The sequence below is a fragment of the Halalkalicoccus jeotgali B3 genome (assembly GCF_000196895.1).
GTDB classification, from domain to species: domain Archaea; phylum Halobacteriota; class Halobacteria; order Halobacteriales; family Halalkalicoccaceae; genus Halalkalicoccus; species Halalkalicoccus jeotgali.
Genome location: NC_014297.1, coordinates 2,573,457 through 2,587,291, shown reverse-complemented (window position 1 = coordinate 2,587,291; position 13,835 = coordinate 2,573,457). Strand labels below are relative to the sequence as shown.

The window sequence follows — 13,835 nt, the reverse complement described above, 5'->3', positions numbered from 1 at the left end:
GGGACAAAACATTTATTCTCTTTCGAGTAAATATCTATACGGTGGGTGAGCAGTCCTGCCCGGGACGCGTGCCGACGATACCCACCTACGCTTTTGGCACTCGGCTGACCAGCAGGGGTATGGAACGCTACGACCAGCTGTATCGCCTCTACGAGGAGTTCCCCGCCGACACGCTGAAGGCCTATCAGGACCTCGTCGATCTGTTTCCGCCGGTCGACTCGCGGGTCGCGCTCGAACACTGGGAGCGCGCGAGCGAGGAGCTCGACCGGCGTAAGGCAGCCATCGAAACCGACTTTCACGCGGGTGAGGACTACGCCGAGATCGCGGCCCACGCGACCCGCCAGCAGGCCTTTACTGCCCTCGACCTGTACTCGAAGTACGGCCGGGCGGCGAACGTCTTCGTGCTCGACGTCGACGAGACGCTACGATCGGCGGGTAACACGGACAACGAGATCCCCCGGGAGACCCTCTCGTTGCTGACGGAATTCCACGAGGCGGGCGTTCCGATCGTGATCTGTACGGGCCAGACCTTGGAGAACGTCAAGGGGTTCATGATCCAGGGGCTCGGCAGCGAGTTCGTCCACTCGGGGGAGCTCTCGATCGTCTACGAGGCCGGGACGGGGGTGTTCACGCCGGGTCACGGTGCCGATACCAAGCACCTGCTGTACGAGGACCTCGACGAGGAGATCGTCTCGGTGTTCGACTACGTGCGCTCGCGCGTGCTCCGGGAGGCCCCCGAGACACTCCGGCGGGGCTGTCACCTCCAAGGCAACGAGTTCAACGTCACGATGAAGCCCAACTTCGAGATCGGCTCCGAGAACGCAGTCGAGATCATCGACGAGGCGCTCGTCTACGAACTCGACCTGCTGGGCGAGGCCGTCGCCGAGGTCGCGGAGACCGACACTGACCCCGAACGAGTCAGCGAACTCGCACGGGCGTTCTACGCCGACAGCGACCCCGAGATCCGCGGGGTTCTGGGAGATACCGAGTCGGTCCCCGATCCCGGAGAGCCCCCCGACGAGATCGAAGCGTTGTTCGAACGCATCGACGTCGCCTACTACGAGGGCGATGCCGCCGAAGTCGGCTCCTTGGAACTCAACAAGATCGTCGGCGTCGAGGTCGCTCTCTCCGTGCTGGGGGTCGACGACCCGTTCGCGCTCGTGATGGGCGATTCGAAAAGCGACCTGCGAGTGATGGAGTGGGTCGCCGAGAACGACTCGGGACTCGGTGCTGCACCCGAACACGCCTCGGCGGACGTCCTCACGTTCGTTCGGGAAACCGACGAACTCGTCTTCGATCGGGGTCGCGCGGCGGATATGCTGCGGACGGTCTACGCGCTCAACCGGCTCGTAGAACTCGAGTAGTGCCGGCTAGAAGCGCTAGACACACGGGAGGTAAAAGGACCGCCGACGGGCATCACCCGTGGCGGTCGCGGGTTCGAATCGATCACACACGCCGGTTGGTCGAGTTCGGGACAACGGGTCGTAGATTAGGCATCGTTCGTTTCTCCATCCGTCATGCCGTATCATATCGTCCCCGTAGCAATTGATGGGGGTGTTGTATGAACAGCAAATCGGCATGACATCCTTCTAATACACTATAATTCTCTGCATTAGTTGTCGAACACTTTCTTAGTGAGTACTAGAGAATATGAAAGTCAACATCGGTCAGCAGCGGTCGAGATCGGCGAGAGCCTCGTCGGTAGTGGTGATGGTCGCGAACTCGCCGGCGAGGTGTGCAAGCGCGGTCCGGTGCATCTCGTCGGCGGAGAAGCGCTCGCCGCCGGGACCGTCACGTTCGAACGTCGCCGTGGCGTCGGCGACGACGGTGGCGTCGAACCCGAGGTTCTCGGCCATTCTCGTGGTAGTGGAGACGCAGTGGTCGGTAGTGAGACCGACGACGACGAGCGAGTCGTAGTCCTGCTTACGGAGCCACGGTTCCAGCCCCGTGCCGATGAACCCCGAGTTGACCCGTTTGGTGAACACCGGTTCGTCCTCCCGTGGCTCGGTCTCGGGCTTCCACGCGAACCCCGGCCCGTCGCCCCGAAGCGGGGAGTCCGGCTCGGTGGAGTCGTGGCGGATGTGGACGCGTGGGTAGTCGTGTTCACGCCAGACCTCGAGCAGGCGGGCGGCGTTCGACTCGGCGTCTGGCGTGCTGCGCTCGCCGTATTTCGGATCGTCCAGCCCCGTTTGGAGGTCGACGAGCAGCAGGACGGGCGCGTCGTCAGTCATCCGCGGCCTCCGGTTTCGGTACGGATGTCGGTCGCGGCGGTGCGGCCTTCGGGTGCTCCCGTGAGATGGTGATCGGGCACGTATCGGGTGCCTGCTCGGGGTCCTCGGAGAACAGGTACTGCGTCCACTCGCGGTCGCCCGCAACGCCCCAGTCGCCCAGGTCGGCGTGGGGACAGACGCCGTCGTACTCGACGAGGCGCTCTTGAATGACCTCGCGGGCGTGTTTGCCGGCTGCGGTGTCGCCGGTGACGTTCAGGTCCTCGAACAGCGCGCGCGGCTGGAAGGTGATCTCGAGCCCGATGGGGCAGTAGCGGCTCTTTCGATCCTCGTAGAACGGCGCCCGACAGGTCGGGAACATCGGCTCGCCGCCGAAGCAGAACTCCCAGTGGGGGTCGTCGGGATCGGTCGGGATGTCGTCGGGCCAGGGCGCGGGATCGTGGACGTGTAGGAACTGGAGGATATGCCAGAGCGCCTCGTGGTACTCGCGTTCGGACAGCGAGCGCTCGGGCGGCTCGAAGAACGTGACCAGTGACGCCCGGTCGTTGTGGTCCTCGTAGACGTCGAGGTATTCGATGAGCGTCTCACCCAGTCCCAACAGCGCGTCCTTGTCGGTCAGCGAGGGGATCGCCGTGTAGAGGGGATCGCCCTCGCGGACGGATTCGGCACCGAAAAAGCAGGGGAACGGGCTGCCGTTTCGTTCACCCAACAGCCCGCCGCGAAAGGTCCGCCAGTGGTCCTCGACCCAGTCGGGTGCCGCCCCGCTTTCGACGCGCGCTACAAGGGTTTCCTGATCCCGAAGCTGTCCGACCACGGGCTCGGTCATGGCTTTTGGCTAGGGCCGAGCGGGCATTTACCCGTCGTTTTCGGACTACGCGCTGCAGTTGTTCGGCCCGAGTTCGAGCTCCACGACCTCCTCATCGTCGACCATCTCCACACCTCGGTTGATGTCGATCACCCGCTCGTAGTTCGGCGGTTTCTCGGGGAGAGTCTCCAGACTGCGTTCGACGAACGCCGCCTCGTCGAGCGCCAGCACGTCGAGGCCGGTGCGGAGTTCGCCGACGGTCGTGCGGATCGCCTCGCCCGGCGTCCCGCCCTCGAACTCGCCCTCGCTGGTGACGGTGACGTGGCCCGGAAGCAGGGTGATGGAGTCGGGCTCGGCCAGCAGCGTTCGGTGGATCGACTCGTACTGCATGCGCGCGCCCCGCTCGCCGGCGTCCTCGCTGAACTCCAACTCCGTTCTCCCCGTCCCGTCGACGAACAAGGTGTCCGAGCTCAGAAGCGCTTCGCGTCCGATGAGATAGTTCACCATCTCGCCGGTGTGGCCGGGTGCGAAGAGCGCCTTGAGCTCTACTTCGCCGATCTCCAGGACGTCGTTCCGCCCGAGGGGCGTATACTCGTAGGCCAGCCCGCGATCGCGTGCGCGCTCACCGAGGTAGTACGGAACGCCCAGTTCGGAAGCGAGCCCGCGCCCACCCGAGACGTGGTCGGCGTGGACGTGGGTGTCGAGGACGGCGGTGATCTCGTAATCGCGCTCGCGGGCGGCCTCGCGGAACTCGTCGGTGTGGCGGGTGGCGTCGATGACCGCCGCCTCCCCCGACTCCGGATCACAGACCACGTAACCGAGACAGCCCTTCGCGCGCCGTTGGATCTGGAGGATCTCCACCCCGTCGAGGGTGATCGGGACGACGTCGTAGACGGCGCTCCAGGCCTCCATCCCGCCCTCGATCACCGCGACGTCGTCGTAGCCCGCCGAGGCGAGTTCGTCCGCGAAGTGTTGCGAGGAGATCCCCTTCGCACAGACCGTGACGATGGGGTGATCCCCGTCTACCTGCCGCTCGAACGTCGCCGCTCGCTCCCCTGCGAGCGATTCGTCCTTTCCGAAGGTGAAATTGACCACCCCCGGCATGTGCCACGCCTCGAAGCTCCCCTCGGGCCGGGTGTCGACGAGCGTGAACGCCTCGCCCGCACGCTGCATTCGCTCGACGCGCTCGGCGCTGATCTCGCGTGCCATAGAGGAACATACGTCGATGTGCCGGATAGCGTTGCTGGTCGGTCCCGTTCCGAAGACATCGGTAGTTTGATATTGTATGGGAATTTATAGGTGTCGATACGTAACCGAGCCCGCATCGACCGACCGGGGACATCGCCGTCGCGAGGCACGGACGCCTAGGGCGAGCCCGGGTCGGTCGGACGGATCGTGTTTCTAGAATACTTAACTGTCTTCGGGAAACACGCTCCACGAAAGCCTACGGCGCGGCGGGTGACCGGGGGATCCGCAATGATGAACAAGGAACTGTTCGGGGTGTTCGGCGGGGCCGACGCGTTCGGCGTCGTCCGCGAAGAGGCGTCGTTCGATCGGATCTGTTCGACCGAGTCCCTGACCGTCGGAATCCGGGATCCCGACCTCGGCGATCCACACCGGAGTTCGGCCCACGAGGACCCGACGGGCTGTTGTGTGATCTGGGGGGAGGTCTACACGCCCGACGGCGTCGCTAGACCGGCCCGCTGGCTGCTCGAACGCTATCGCGAGGAGGGACGGGCGGCGCTTTCGGCGCTCAACGGCTCGTACCTCGTCGCGATCGACGACGGGTCCGAGGCGGCGGTCTACACCGACCCGATCCGCTCGTGGGAGTGTTTCTACACCGACGCCGGCGGGTCGCGCGCCTTCGGCACCGACGCCTCGCGGGTTTGTCGGGCGCGCCCGGAGCTGTCGTTCGACCCCGACTCGCTGCTCGAACTCACCCACCTCAGCGTCGTCCTCGACGACCGCACCCTCTTCGAGGAGGTCTCCCGAATCCCCTTTGACGGCGTCCTCGGGCCGACATCGACCGAACAACTCGACCGGTTCGTCTACCGTCCACAGGAGTTCGACTACGCGGGCGAACTCGCCGCGCGTCTCGAACGGGCTCTGTCGCGGCGGGCGGACCTGCAGGGACGGAAGGGACTGCTCTTGGGGGCGGGCTACGACTCCCGGACGCTGCTTGCGGGGATCCCCGACATCGAGTGCTGTTATACCGTCGGCGGCGAGGACTCCGCGGAGATCCGGGTCGCGAAGCAACTCGCCGACCAGTACGGCGCGACCCACCGGACGCTGGGGGTCGATGGCTCGTATTTCGTCACCGACATCGACACGGTCCGTTACACCAACGGGATCGGCGAGTCGATCCACATCCACCAACGGGGCATCGAACAGCTCGCCGACGTCGACGTGATGTACCACGGCTGGGCGATCGACTCGCTGTTGAAGGAGTTCTTCGTCCAGAAAAAGCGCGTCGGCGCCTTCGGCAAGTCGGTCAAGCTCTCGGGGCTGGCCGAGGAACCCGACGCCATCGACTTCCTCACCGACCGCAAACTCGGGCTCATGCCCGAGAGTCCGACCCTGCTCGCGGAGTACGTCGACGACCCCGACGCCGTCCTCGAAGAGCGCCTCGAACGCGAACTGGATCGCTGTCGCGGGCGCGTACAGCGCGCCTACGACCTCCCCAGCGTCTTCGGGATCAAGAACCTCCCCTCGAAGTCCTTCCGGATCCATCTGGCCGATCAGTTCACCGAGTCGTTTCTCTGTGCGGACAGCGAACTGATCGACTGGCACCTCACGACCCCGCCCGAGTACCGAAGCACCGAGACCTTCCTCGCCGCGATCCAGCAACTCGACCCGAACGTGCTTCGCTACCGCCCGCCCGATCGCCCGCGGACGAGTTCGATCCTCAACCAGATCGAGGGGTTTTGCCGGCGCAACCTCCCGCTCCCGCTGTCGCCGTTCGACAACCCGTGGCCCGACCGGCGCTCGGTCTACGAGGAGTACGACCTCGATCGCTCGTTGTTGCCCGACTCGCCCGAACTCCATCCCTGTTCGGTGCGTCTCAAGCTTCGGGTACACGACGTCGAGACGTGGCTCTCGGCGCTCGCCGATCAGAGCGCCCTCTCGCCCGAGGAGATCGTCCGACCGCCCGACTCGCGTCGACTGGCCGTCGCCGAGGAGACCGTCACCCATTAAGGGACTGGCCGGCGACGCTTCGGTATGCACACCGGTTCGGACGACCCACTGGCGCTGTCCGGCGTGATCCCGCCGACGATCACCGTCTTCGACGACGACGAGTCGGTCGACTACGAACGCACTGCGGCCCACGCGCGCTACGTCGTCGACGGCGGCGCCCACGGCGTCTTCCCGCTCGGAACCAACGGCGAGTTCCCCTTGCTCACGGACGAAGAACGAAAGGGCGTCGTCGAGGCCGTCGTCGAGGAGGTAGACGAAGTACCGGTGATCGCCGGCGTCGGCGCGCCCAGCACCTACGAAACCGTCGAACACGCCGAACACGCCGAGTCGGCCGGCGCCGACGGCCTCGTGGTCGTTACGCCCTACTACTACCCACTGGATGGCGAGGCCGCCATCAACCACTACCGGCGCGTTGCGGAGGCGGTCGACCTCCCGATCTACGTCTACCACATCCCGAGCAAGACCGGCAACGCACTGTCGCTCGAAACGTTGGAAGGGCTCGCGGAGATCGAGAACCTCGCCGGCGTGAAGGACTCGAGCAAGGACGTGCCGTGGCTCGCACAGGCGATCGACGCCCACCCCGAACTCACCTTCCTTGCAGGATCCGACTCGCTTCTGTTCCCTGGCCTCGAGATCGGCTGTTCGGGCATGGTCAGCGCCGTCGCGAACATCTATCCCGACCTCGTCGTCGACCTCTTCGAGGCCTACGACAACGGCGAGGAAGAACGCGCCCGCGACCTCCAGAGCGACGTCTACGAGGTTCGCGACGCGATCAAGTACGGTTCGTACATGGCCGGCGTCAAGAGCGCGCTGCCCCACGTTGGCTTCGAGGCCGGCCCGCTTCGCAGCCCGCTGCGGCTGATGGACGAGGAGAACGAACGGGCGATGGTCACGGATCTCGAAGCGCTCGACCTGCTATAACCCCGGTCCCACCGGCGCGTAGGACTGATCGCGCGCGACGACGGTCTCGGGTTCGAACCGAACGAACCGATAGCGCTCGCTCCGCTCGAAGACGGCGTGAAAGCGCCCGTCCCAGCGCTCCTCGGGCCCGAGATACCGACCGAACAGCCGGGTCGCCTTCTCGGGGTCGAACGCCTCGATGCTCGCTTCGCCGCGCATGCCGACGTGCTGGACCAATCCCCGAGAAGCGTCGAAGTCGACGACCGCGAGCGCGGTCCGCGGGTCCTCCTCGATCCGACCGGGATAGCTCTTCAGTTCGGGATTGACGGCGATCCAAATCGCCCCCTCCTCCCAGAGGTACCACAGCGGCGAGACGCGGGGCCCCTCGGAGGAAGCGGTCGCGAGAAAACAGAACAGCGGGCGGGCGAGGAAGGTGTCGAGATCGACCGCCAGCGTGTCTTCGACGAGTTCCATATCACGTTCGGGTATCGCAGACGCCTTGAAACCGCGCCATCTCCTCGCAGAGTTACCGGAACTCGGTTCACTCCGATCCGAGTAGTAACTCCGAACCCCCTACTGTTTTAGCGATGAGTGAACCAGTGAGGATATGGTTCGAGACTACAGGAAACTACACGACCCCAACGCGGAGTACACGATGCGAGAGCTCTCGGCCGATACGATGGGACTTGCCGCCAAGCGTGGCGGGGGACGTGACGTTTCGATTACGGACGTCCAGACGACGATGATCGACGGCAACTTCCCGTGGACTCTCGTTCGGATCTACACCGACGCGGGGATCGTCGGTACCGGCGAGGCCTACTGGGGGGCGGGCGTTCCCGAACTGATCGACCGGATGACGCCGTTTCTGGTCGGCGAGAACCCGCTGGATATCGACCGACTCTACGAACACCTGATCCAGAAGATGTCCGGCGAGGGATCGATCGCCGGCGTGACCGTCACCGCCGTCGCGGGCATCGAGATCGCGCTGCACGATCTGGCGGGGAAGATCCTCGACGTGCCGGCCTACCAGCTTCTCGGTGGCAAATACCGTGACGAGGTGCGGGTCTACTGTGACTGTCACGCGGGCGACGAGAGCGAACCCGACTCCAACGCCGCCGAGGCCGAACGCGTCGTCGAGGAACTCGGCTACGACGCCCTGAAGTTCGATCTGGACGTACCGAGCGGCAAGGAGAAGGACCGCGCGAACCGCCACCTGAGTGATCGAGAAATCGAGCACAAGGTCGAGATCGTCGAGGCGGTTACCGACCGTGTCGGCGACCGGGCGGACGTCGCGTTCGACTGTCACTGGTCGTTTACCGGCGGGAGCGCGAAACGGCTGGCCGCACGCTTGGAGGAGTACCCCATCTGGTGGCTCGAGGACCCCGTTCCCCCGGAGAACCACGACGTCCAGCGCGAGGTCACCCAACACACCTCGACGCCGATCGCCGCCGGCGAGAACGTCTATCGCAAGCACGGCCAGCGCCGTCTGGTCGACCAGCAGGCCGTCGACATCCTCGCGCCCGACCTCCCGAAGGTGGGCGGAATGAGGGAGACCCGCAAGATCGCCGACCTCGCTGACACCTACTACATGCCCATCGCGATGCACAACGTCTCCTCGCCGGTGGCAACGATGGCCAGCGCCCACGTCGCCAGTGCGATCCCCAACTCGCTGGCGGTGGAGTACCACTCCTACCAGTTGGACTGGTGGGAGGACCTCGTCGAGCAGAGCGTCATCGAGCAGGGTTCCATCGAGGTTCCCGAGGAGTCGGGACTCGGCCTCACGCTCGACCTCGATACCGTCGAGGCGCACATGGTCGAGGGCGAGGAGCTGTTCGATGAGGGGTAGTCTCATCAGGTCCGTGGAGTTTCTCTCTACGGTATCCGACCAAGCGTAACCTCCTCGACCCAGCGGACCGGGGATCCCTGTCGTCCTTTCGAACTGCAGTTCGTTCGGCCCGACTACCGATACGTATCTCGATATATGTGTGGATAGCTGTCCTAATTATTAACGTTTGTTCATAATATACGCCTATCATTTCCATTAATAACTTTTCTTCACAATGCTCAAGTCCCCGGTCGGGGTTCTGGGAACTGGAGACATGCCCTATCCACACAGTCCGTTGGTGGCGTTTCTCGTCGGTATCGCCGTCGTGATCTTCCTGCTCGCGTATCTCGATCTGCCGGCGGTGTTCGGCCTGCTAGTTGCCTCGTTCGCCGTCGGTCTCGTGACCCCGCGGGTCGCTCCCTCCGCGATCCCCGAGCAGATCGTCACGGCCTTCGGCGAGGAGATGGCCGGGATCGGGATCCCGATCCTGATGGCCGCGGTGATCGGCAAATCGATGATGGAAAGCGGGGCGGCCCAGCGGATCGTCCGCGGGTTCACGGACGTGTTGGGTCGGGACAACGCCGACATCGCGCTGTGGGGAAGCAGTTCCTTCCTCGCGATCCCCGTCTTTTTCGACAACGTCTTTTACCTGCTCGCGCCGCTCGCCCGCTCGATGCGTGCGCGCATCGGGAAGAACTACCCGTTGTATATCGTCGTCGTCGGTGCCGGCGCGGCGACGACCCACGTGTTCGTCCCGCCGACGCCCGGTCCGCTGGCGGTCGCGAGCCAGATCCCCGGCGTCGGGCTCGGACTCACCATCGCCGTCGGGTTGACCGTCGCCGTCCCCACGGCCGCGGTCGCCGGCGTCGGCTACGGTCGGTGGATCAACCGTCGGATGGAGATCCCGCTCCGGGAGGCGATGGGAACCGACGTCGACGAACTCAACGAGGTCGCAGAGCGATCGTCCGACCACCTCCCTGGCTTTCTCGAGTCGGCCCTGCCGATCTTCGTTGCGGTGCTGTTGGTCATGTCCGGGACGGTCACCTCGAACCTCCTCGGGCTCGAATCGGGGCCCGTCGCCGCCACCACGACGCTTCTCGGTGCCCCGAGCCTCGCGCTGACCGCCGCCGCGCTGGTCGCGGCCTACACCTTCTATCGCTACGACGACCTCCCGCGCGAGACGTGGGCCGAGGAGATCGTCGATGCCCTGCGTGACGGTGGGCACATCGCCGCCATCACCTGTCTTGGCGGCGCCTTCGGCGGGATGCTCGCGACGGCCGGCATCGGCGATTACCTCGCGGGCGGGCTCCGGGAGATCGGGATCGGCTTCCTGGTCACCGCGTGGCTGATCGCGGCGGCGATCCGGATCGCACAGGGGTCGGCGACCGTCGCCATGCTCACCACCGCCGGGATCATGGCGCCGCTGGCGGGCAGCCTCTCGGTCAATCCGGTGTATCTCGTGATGGTCATCGGCGCGGGCGGGAACATCTTCTCGTGGTACCCCGACAGCGGGTTCTGGCTCGTCAAGGAGATCTGCGGACTGACCCAGGCCGAGACGCTCAAGACTTGGACCGTCCTGACGACGCTCGTCTCGGTCATGGGACTGCTCATCGTCCTGGTCCTGTCGACGGTGCTCCCGCTTGCCTGATCCGGCCCCGCCGTCGCTCGCGGGTCAGGCCTCGATGTCGGCCCAGACGAGCCGGTGGTCGGAGGCGGTACGCACGTCCGAGAGGAGGCCCCGTTCGTCCGAGTCCTCGCTCGGCCAGACCGCCGCCGAATCCCGAACTGAGAGGTCCGGCGACGGAAGCACGTAATCGATCTGCTCGACGACCCCCTCGATGTCGCCGCCGAACCGCGTCGCGTACCGATTGCCTCGTTGGGCCCCACCCGGACTCGTCGGGAGGCGATCGGTAGTGAAGTCCTCGTTCTCGAAGAGGAACTTCCCGGCGGGGTCGAGGGGACGGTCCCCGTCGGGGGCCGCGTTCATGTCGCCCAGCAGCACGTACGAGGCGTCATCGGCGAGTCCGCCCGCGGTGCCGCCGTCGTCGTAGATGTATCCCTCGCCGGCGACGTAGTCCGCGAAGAAACGGACCTCGTCGTGGTTCCACCGGCCGTTGAAGTTGTTCTCCCCGTCGAACGTCGGCGGCGTCGGATGGGCGAATAGGCCGTGGACCGTCTCGCCCGCGACGCAGATCGGCATGTCGATGTGGGTCTTCGAGGAGAGCCGATAGACCTCGGTCTCCTCCTCGGTCAGGTAGAGCCCGTCCTCGTCGACGCCGTCGCCCTCGACGGGGAGCAAGTTGTCCGGCATGTCCGCCCAGCGGAACTCCCGGAAGCTCCTGATGCCGTCCTCGTCGATGGGATGGCGACTCGCGACGGCGAAGGCGTAGTGGCCGGGGTACTCGCCGAAGCCGTAGGCGTCGCCCGGTCGCTCGCCCGCCCGTCCGTCCTTGTTGAAGTCGAACTCCTCGTCGGGCAGCACGCCCGTGTTGCTCGCCGGCTGGAGCGTATGGGGGTAGTCGATCCCCTCCAGGTGTTCACATTGGGGCACGCTCAGGTAGTTCTCGACGAACGCATCGATGTTCGCGGTGTCAGTGTACTCCCCCTCCTGGAGGTTGTTGGTGAGTTCGTTGACGACGAGCACGTCCGGGCGGACCTCCTGGACGATCCGGGCGGCGGCCTCGGCCTGCTCGTCGCCCGGCTGTTGGACCTGCTCGGTTTCCAGCTCGATCACGTTGAACGCCGCGTACCGCGCGCCCGTTCCCATCGAATCCCCCGAGGCGTTTGTCGTCCCGGCTAACCCGATTCCCGTCGCCGTTGTTCCTACTGTTTGCAGAAATCGCCGTCTGGTCGTACCCCGTTCCATGCCTTGGTTCAACACAGCTTGCCACATAAATACCGATCCTCTGTGATATATCGAATCGCTCTCGTTACGCCACGACGGGATCGTTCGGATCTAAGATCCGACTTTCCTCGCCGCCACACGCGGTTTTATCGCCCGACAACACGTGATACCAATTGTCATGACGACCGCGGACTACGAGATCGACCACGAACTGAGCGACAAAGAGGAGAACATCCACAACGCCTGGGACAACGAGCTCGATCCCGTCCTGACGGTCGAGCCCGGCGAGGTCGTCCGCTTCGAGTGCCGGGACGCCCTCGACGGACAGGTCGGCCCGGACTCGGGCGTCGAGGACCTGGCGAACGCGAGTTTCGACCCGGTTCATCCGCTGACAGGCCCCGTCGCGGTCGAGGGTGCGGAACCGGGTGACGCGCTGGTCGTCGAACTGCTCGATTTCGAGCACAAGGGCTGGGGCTTTACGGGATTTATGCCCGGCGAGATGGGGCTCGGACTCCTGCCCGAGGAGTTCGAGGAGGCGGGACTGTACGTCTGGGATCTGGCGGGCGAAACTGCCGAGTTCGTCAACGGCATCGAGATTCCGGTGGATATGTTCCCGGGGACGATCGGTAACGCCCCCGCCCAGGCGGGCGAGCACGACACCCTTCCGCCCCGCGACGTCGGCGGGAACATGGATGTCAAGCAGATGACTGCCGGTTCGACCGTGTATCTCCCCGTCGAGGTCGAGGGCGCGCTCTTTTCGACGGGCGATTGCCACGTCGCACAGGGCGACGGCGAGGTCTGTGTCACCGGGATCGAAGCGCCGATGTTCGTCACCGCACGGTTCGGTCTGAAAAAGGACGCCGGCTTCGCCCAGCCTCAGTTGGAGACGACGGGACCGTTTACCGCCACCGGCGAGGACGAGCCGATGTACGGCACCACCGGAATCAGCGACGACCTGATGGAGGCGACGAAAAAAGCGATCCGCCACATGATCGACCACCTCGAACGCGAGCACGACCTCACCCGCGGGGAGGCGTACATCCTCTGTTCGGCGGCGGTCGACCTGAAGATCAGCGAGGTGGTCGACGCGCCCAACTGGACGGTCACCGCCTACGTCCCCGAGAGTATCTTTCCCGAGAACTAACAGTCGTCGGTAATAGCATTCCGAATAGACCGATTCATTTCATCGCTGTACGAACTGGACAAGACTCATCATCGTATATATCTTCACCATGATATGAACGATACAACGGAGTCAACCAAGCGCATCCTCCTCGTTACTACGGCTGCCGTTGTCGCTGGAGGTAGCATGGTAGCTATGCTTCTTAGTGGCGACGGTAATATCTGGATAGCGCTCAGTGCGTTCGGGTTTCTGTTGATAGCAGCGATTGGATTTGTACAGGTGATTTATCGACACCTGTTGGCTTAACTGGAATTTCCTTTAGCTGCCCATACCACAAGTGTCACGAATAGATCTAAACGAAAAAAGTGTCTTCCGTCTGCTACTAGAACCCAAGCCTGTCGACGATCTTCCGGCCCATCGTCCGGGCGTCGGGCTCTATGACCTCGATTTCGTCGCCCACTTCGATCCGGCCGGGTTCGACGACCGACGCACAGATCCCGCCGCGTCCGTTCTTCAGTGCGCGGGCAACCCCCTTCTCGCCAGCGACCCGCTCGACGTGGGCACACGGCGGGCGCGGGCGGGTCCCCCGCAGGACCGCCTCACCCACTGAAAAGGTCGCCCCCAGCAGGTCGTGGACCGCGACCCCGCGGGTGACGACGTTGCGGCGGTGTCGCCCGTCGGTGAGGTCGATGTCGAACTCGTCTCCTATTTCCTCGATCGCCTCGCCCTCGACCAGTGTCACCTCGCAGACGTCGAAGGGCGAGTAATACCCATTGCCCGTACAGTAGCGATCCCCCTCCAGTCCGCCCTCGACGGCCTCGACGTACTCTTTCGACTCCATCGGAGCCGAATCCTCGCGTGCGACGAACAGCTGGTTGACCCGTGTCATGGGTCGGCTAGGGGCTCGGGTGCCA

Annotated in this window: 12 protein-coding genes; 6 read left to right on the top strand and 6 right to left on the bottom strand. The window is 64.7% G+C overall.

The features are described 5' to 3' along the window. Nucleotides 1–119 precede the first annotated feature (119 nt). Complete coding sequence (locus HACJB3_RS13550; RefSeq protein ID WP_008416207.1) at nucleotides 120–1,364, top strand: HAD family hydrolase; 1,245 nt, start codon at nucleotides 120–122, stop codon at nucleotides 1,362–1,364. A 303-nt stretch (nucleotides 1,365–1,667) separates the two neighbouring features. Here the strand turns inward: HACJB3_RS13550 and HACJB3_RS13545 are convergent, their stop codons facing one another. From HACJB3_RS13545 to HACJB3_RS13535, 3 genes are read right to left on the bottom strand one after another with little or no spacing between them, the layout of a single operon-like run. Next, complete coding sequence (locus HACJB3_RS13545) at nucleotides 1,668–2,231, bottom strand: cysteine hydrolase family protein (RefSeq protein WP_008416205.1); 564 nt, start codon at nucleotides 2,229–2,231, stop codon at nucleotides 1,668–1,670. Further along, nucleotides 2,224–3,054: a YqcI/YcgG family protein gene (locus tag HACJB3_RS13540; RefSeq protein WP_008416203.1), complete on the bottom strand. Its 831-nt coding sequence runs from the start codon at nucleotides 3,052–3,054 to the stop codon at nucleotides 2,224–2,226. The genes HACJB3_RS13545 and HACJB3_RS13540 overlap by 8 nt, the downstream gene beginning before the upstream one ends. Before the next feature lie 45 nt (nucleotides 3,055–3,099). After that, nucleotides 3,100–4,242, bottom strand: a complete 1,143-nt coding sequence (locus HACJB3_RS13535) for an MBL fold metallo-hydrolase (RefSeq protein WP_008416201.1) — start codon at nucleotides 4,240–4,242, stop codon at nucleotides 3,100–3,102. A 270-nt stretch (nucleotides 4,243–4,512) separates the two neighbouring features. On the opposite strand from HACJB3_RS13535, the gene HACJB3_RS13530 reads away from it, so the two are divergent. Together HACJB3_RS13530 and HACJB3_RS13525 are read left to right on the top strand one after the other, a co-directional pair. After that, nucleotides 4,513–6,228 (top strand): hypothetical protein, encoded by a 1,716-nt coding sequence (locus tag HACJB3_RS13530; protein WP_238532766.1) that lies wholly within the window; start codon nucleotides 4,513–4,515, stop codon nucleotides 6,226–6,228. A gap of 24 nt (nucleotides 6,229–6,252) precedes the next feature. Next, nucleotides 6,253–7,149: a dihydrodipicolinate synthase family protein gene (locus HACJB3_RS13525; protein ID WP_008416197.1), complete on the top strand. Its 897-nt coding sequence runs from the start codon at nucleotides 6,253–6,255 to the stop codon at nucleotides 7,147–7,149. Here HACJB3_RS13525 and HACJB3_RS13520 read toward each other — a convergent pair. Beyond that, nucleotides 7,144–7,602, bottom strand: coding sequence for a pyridoxamine 5'-phosphate oxidase family protein (locus HACJB3_RS13520; RefSeq protein WP_008416196.1), 459 nt, complete (start codon nucleotides 7,600–7,602; stop codon nucleotides 7,144–7,146). The two genes, HACJB3_RS13525 and HACJB3_RS13520, sit on opposite strands and share 6 nt — an antisense overlap. 133 nt (nucleotides 7,603–7,735) lie before the next feature. Here HACJB3_RS13520 and HACJB3_RS13515 point away from each other — a divergent pair, with 133 nt between their 5' ends. Both HACJB3_RS13515 and HACJB3_RS13510 read left to right on the top strand, forming a co-directional pair. Beyond that, nucleotides 7,736–8,974: a mandelate racemase/muconate lactonizing enzyme family protein gene (locus tag HACJB3_RS13515; RefSeq protein WP_008416194.1), complete on the top strand. Its 1,239-nt coding sequence runs from the start codon at nucleotides 7,736–7,738 to the stop codon at nucleotides 8,972–8,974. Nucleotides 8,975–9,227: 253 nt separating this feature from the next. Then, nucleotides 9,228–10,601, top strand: a complete 1,374-nt coding sequence (locus tag HACJB3_RS13510; RefSeq protein WP_008416192.1) for a GntP family permease — start codon at nucleotides 9,228–9,230, stop codon at nucleotides 10,599–10,601. A gap of 24 nt (nucleotides 10,602–10,625) precedes the next feature. Here the strand turns inward: HACJB3_RS13510 and HACJB3_RS13505 are convergent, their stop codons facing one another. Continuing rightward, nucleotides 10,626–11,720, bottom strand: coding sequence for an endonuclease/exonuclease/phosphatase family protein (locus HACJB3_RS13505; protein WP_008416190.1), 1,095 nt, complete (start codon nucleotides 11,718–11,720; stop codon nucleotides 10,626–10,628). Between the two features lie 256 nt (nucleotides 11,721–11,976). Here HACJB3_RS13505 and HACJB3_RS13500 point away from each other — a divergent pair, with 256 nt between their 5' ends. Further along, nucleotides 11,977–12,942: an acetamidase/formamidase family protein gene (locus HACJB3_RS13500; RefSeq protein ID WP_008416189.1), complete on the top strand. Its 966-nt coding sequence runs from the start codon at nucleotides 11,977–11,979 to the stop codon at nucleotides 12,940–12,942. Nucleotides 12,943–13,303: 361 nt separating this feature from the next. Here the strand turns inward: HACJB3_RS13500 and HACJB3_RS13490 are convergent, their stop codons facing one another. After that, nucleotides 13,304–13,810: an MOSC domain-containing protein gene (locus HACJB3_RS13490; protein ID WP_008416185.1), complete on the bottom strand. Its 507-nt coding sequence runs from the start codon at nucleotides 13,808–13,810 to the stop codon at nucleotides 13,304–13,306. Nucleotides 13,811–13,835 lie beyond the last annotated feature (25 nt).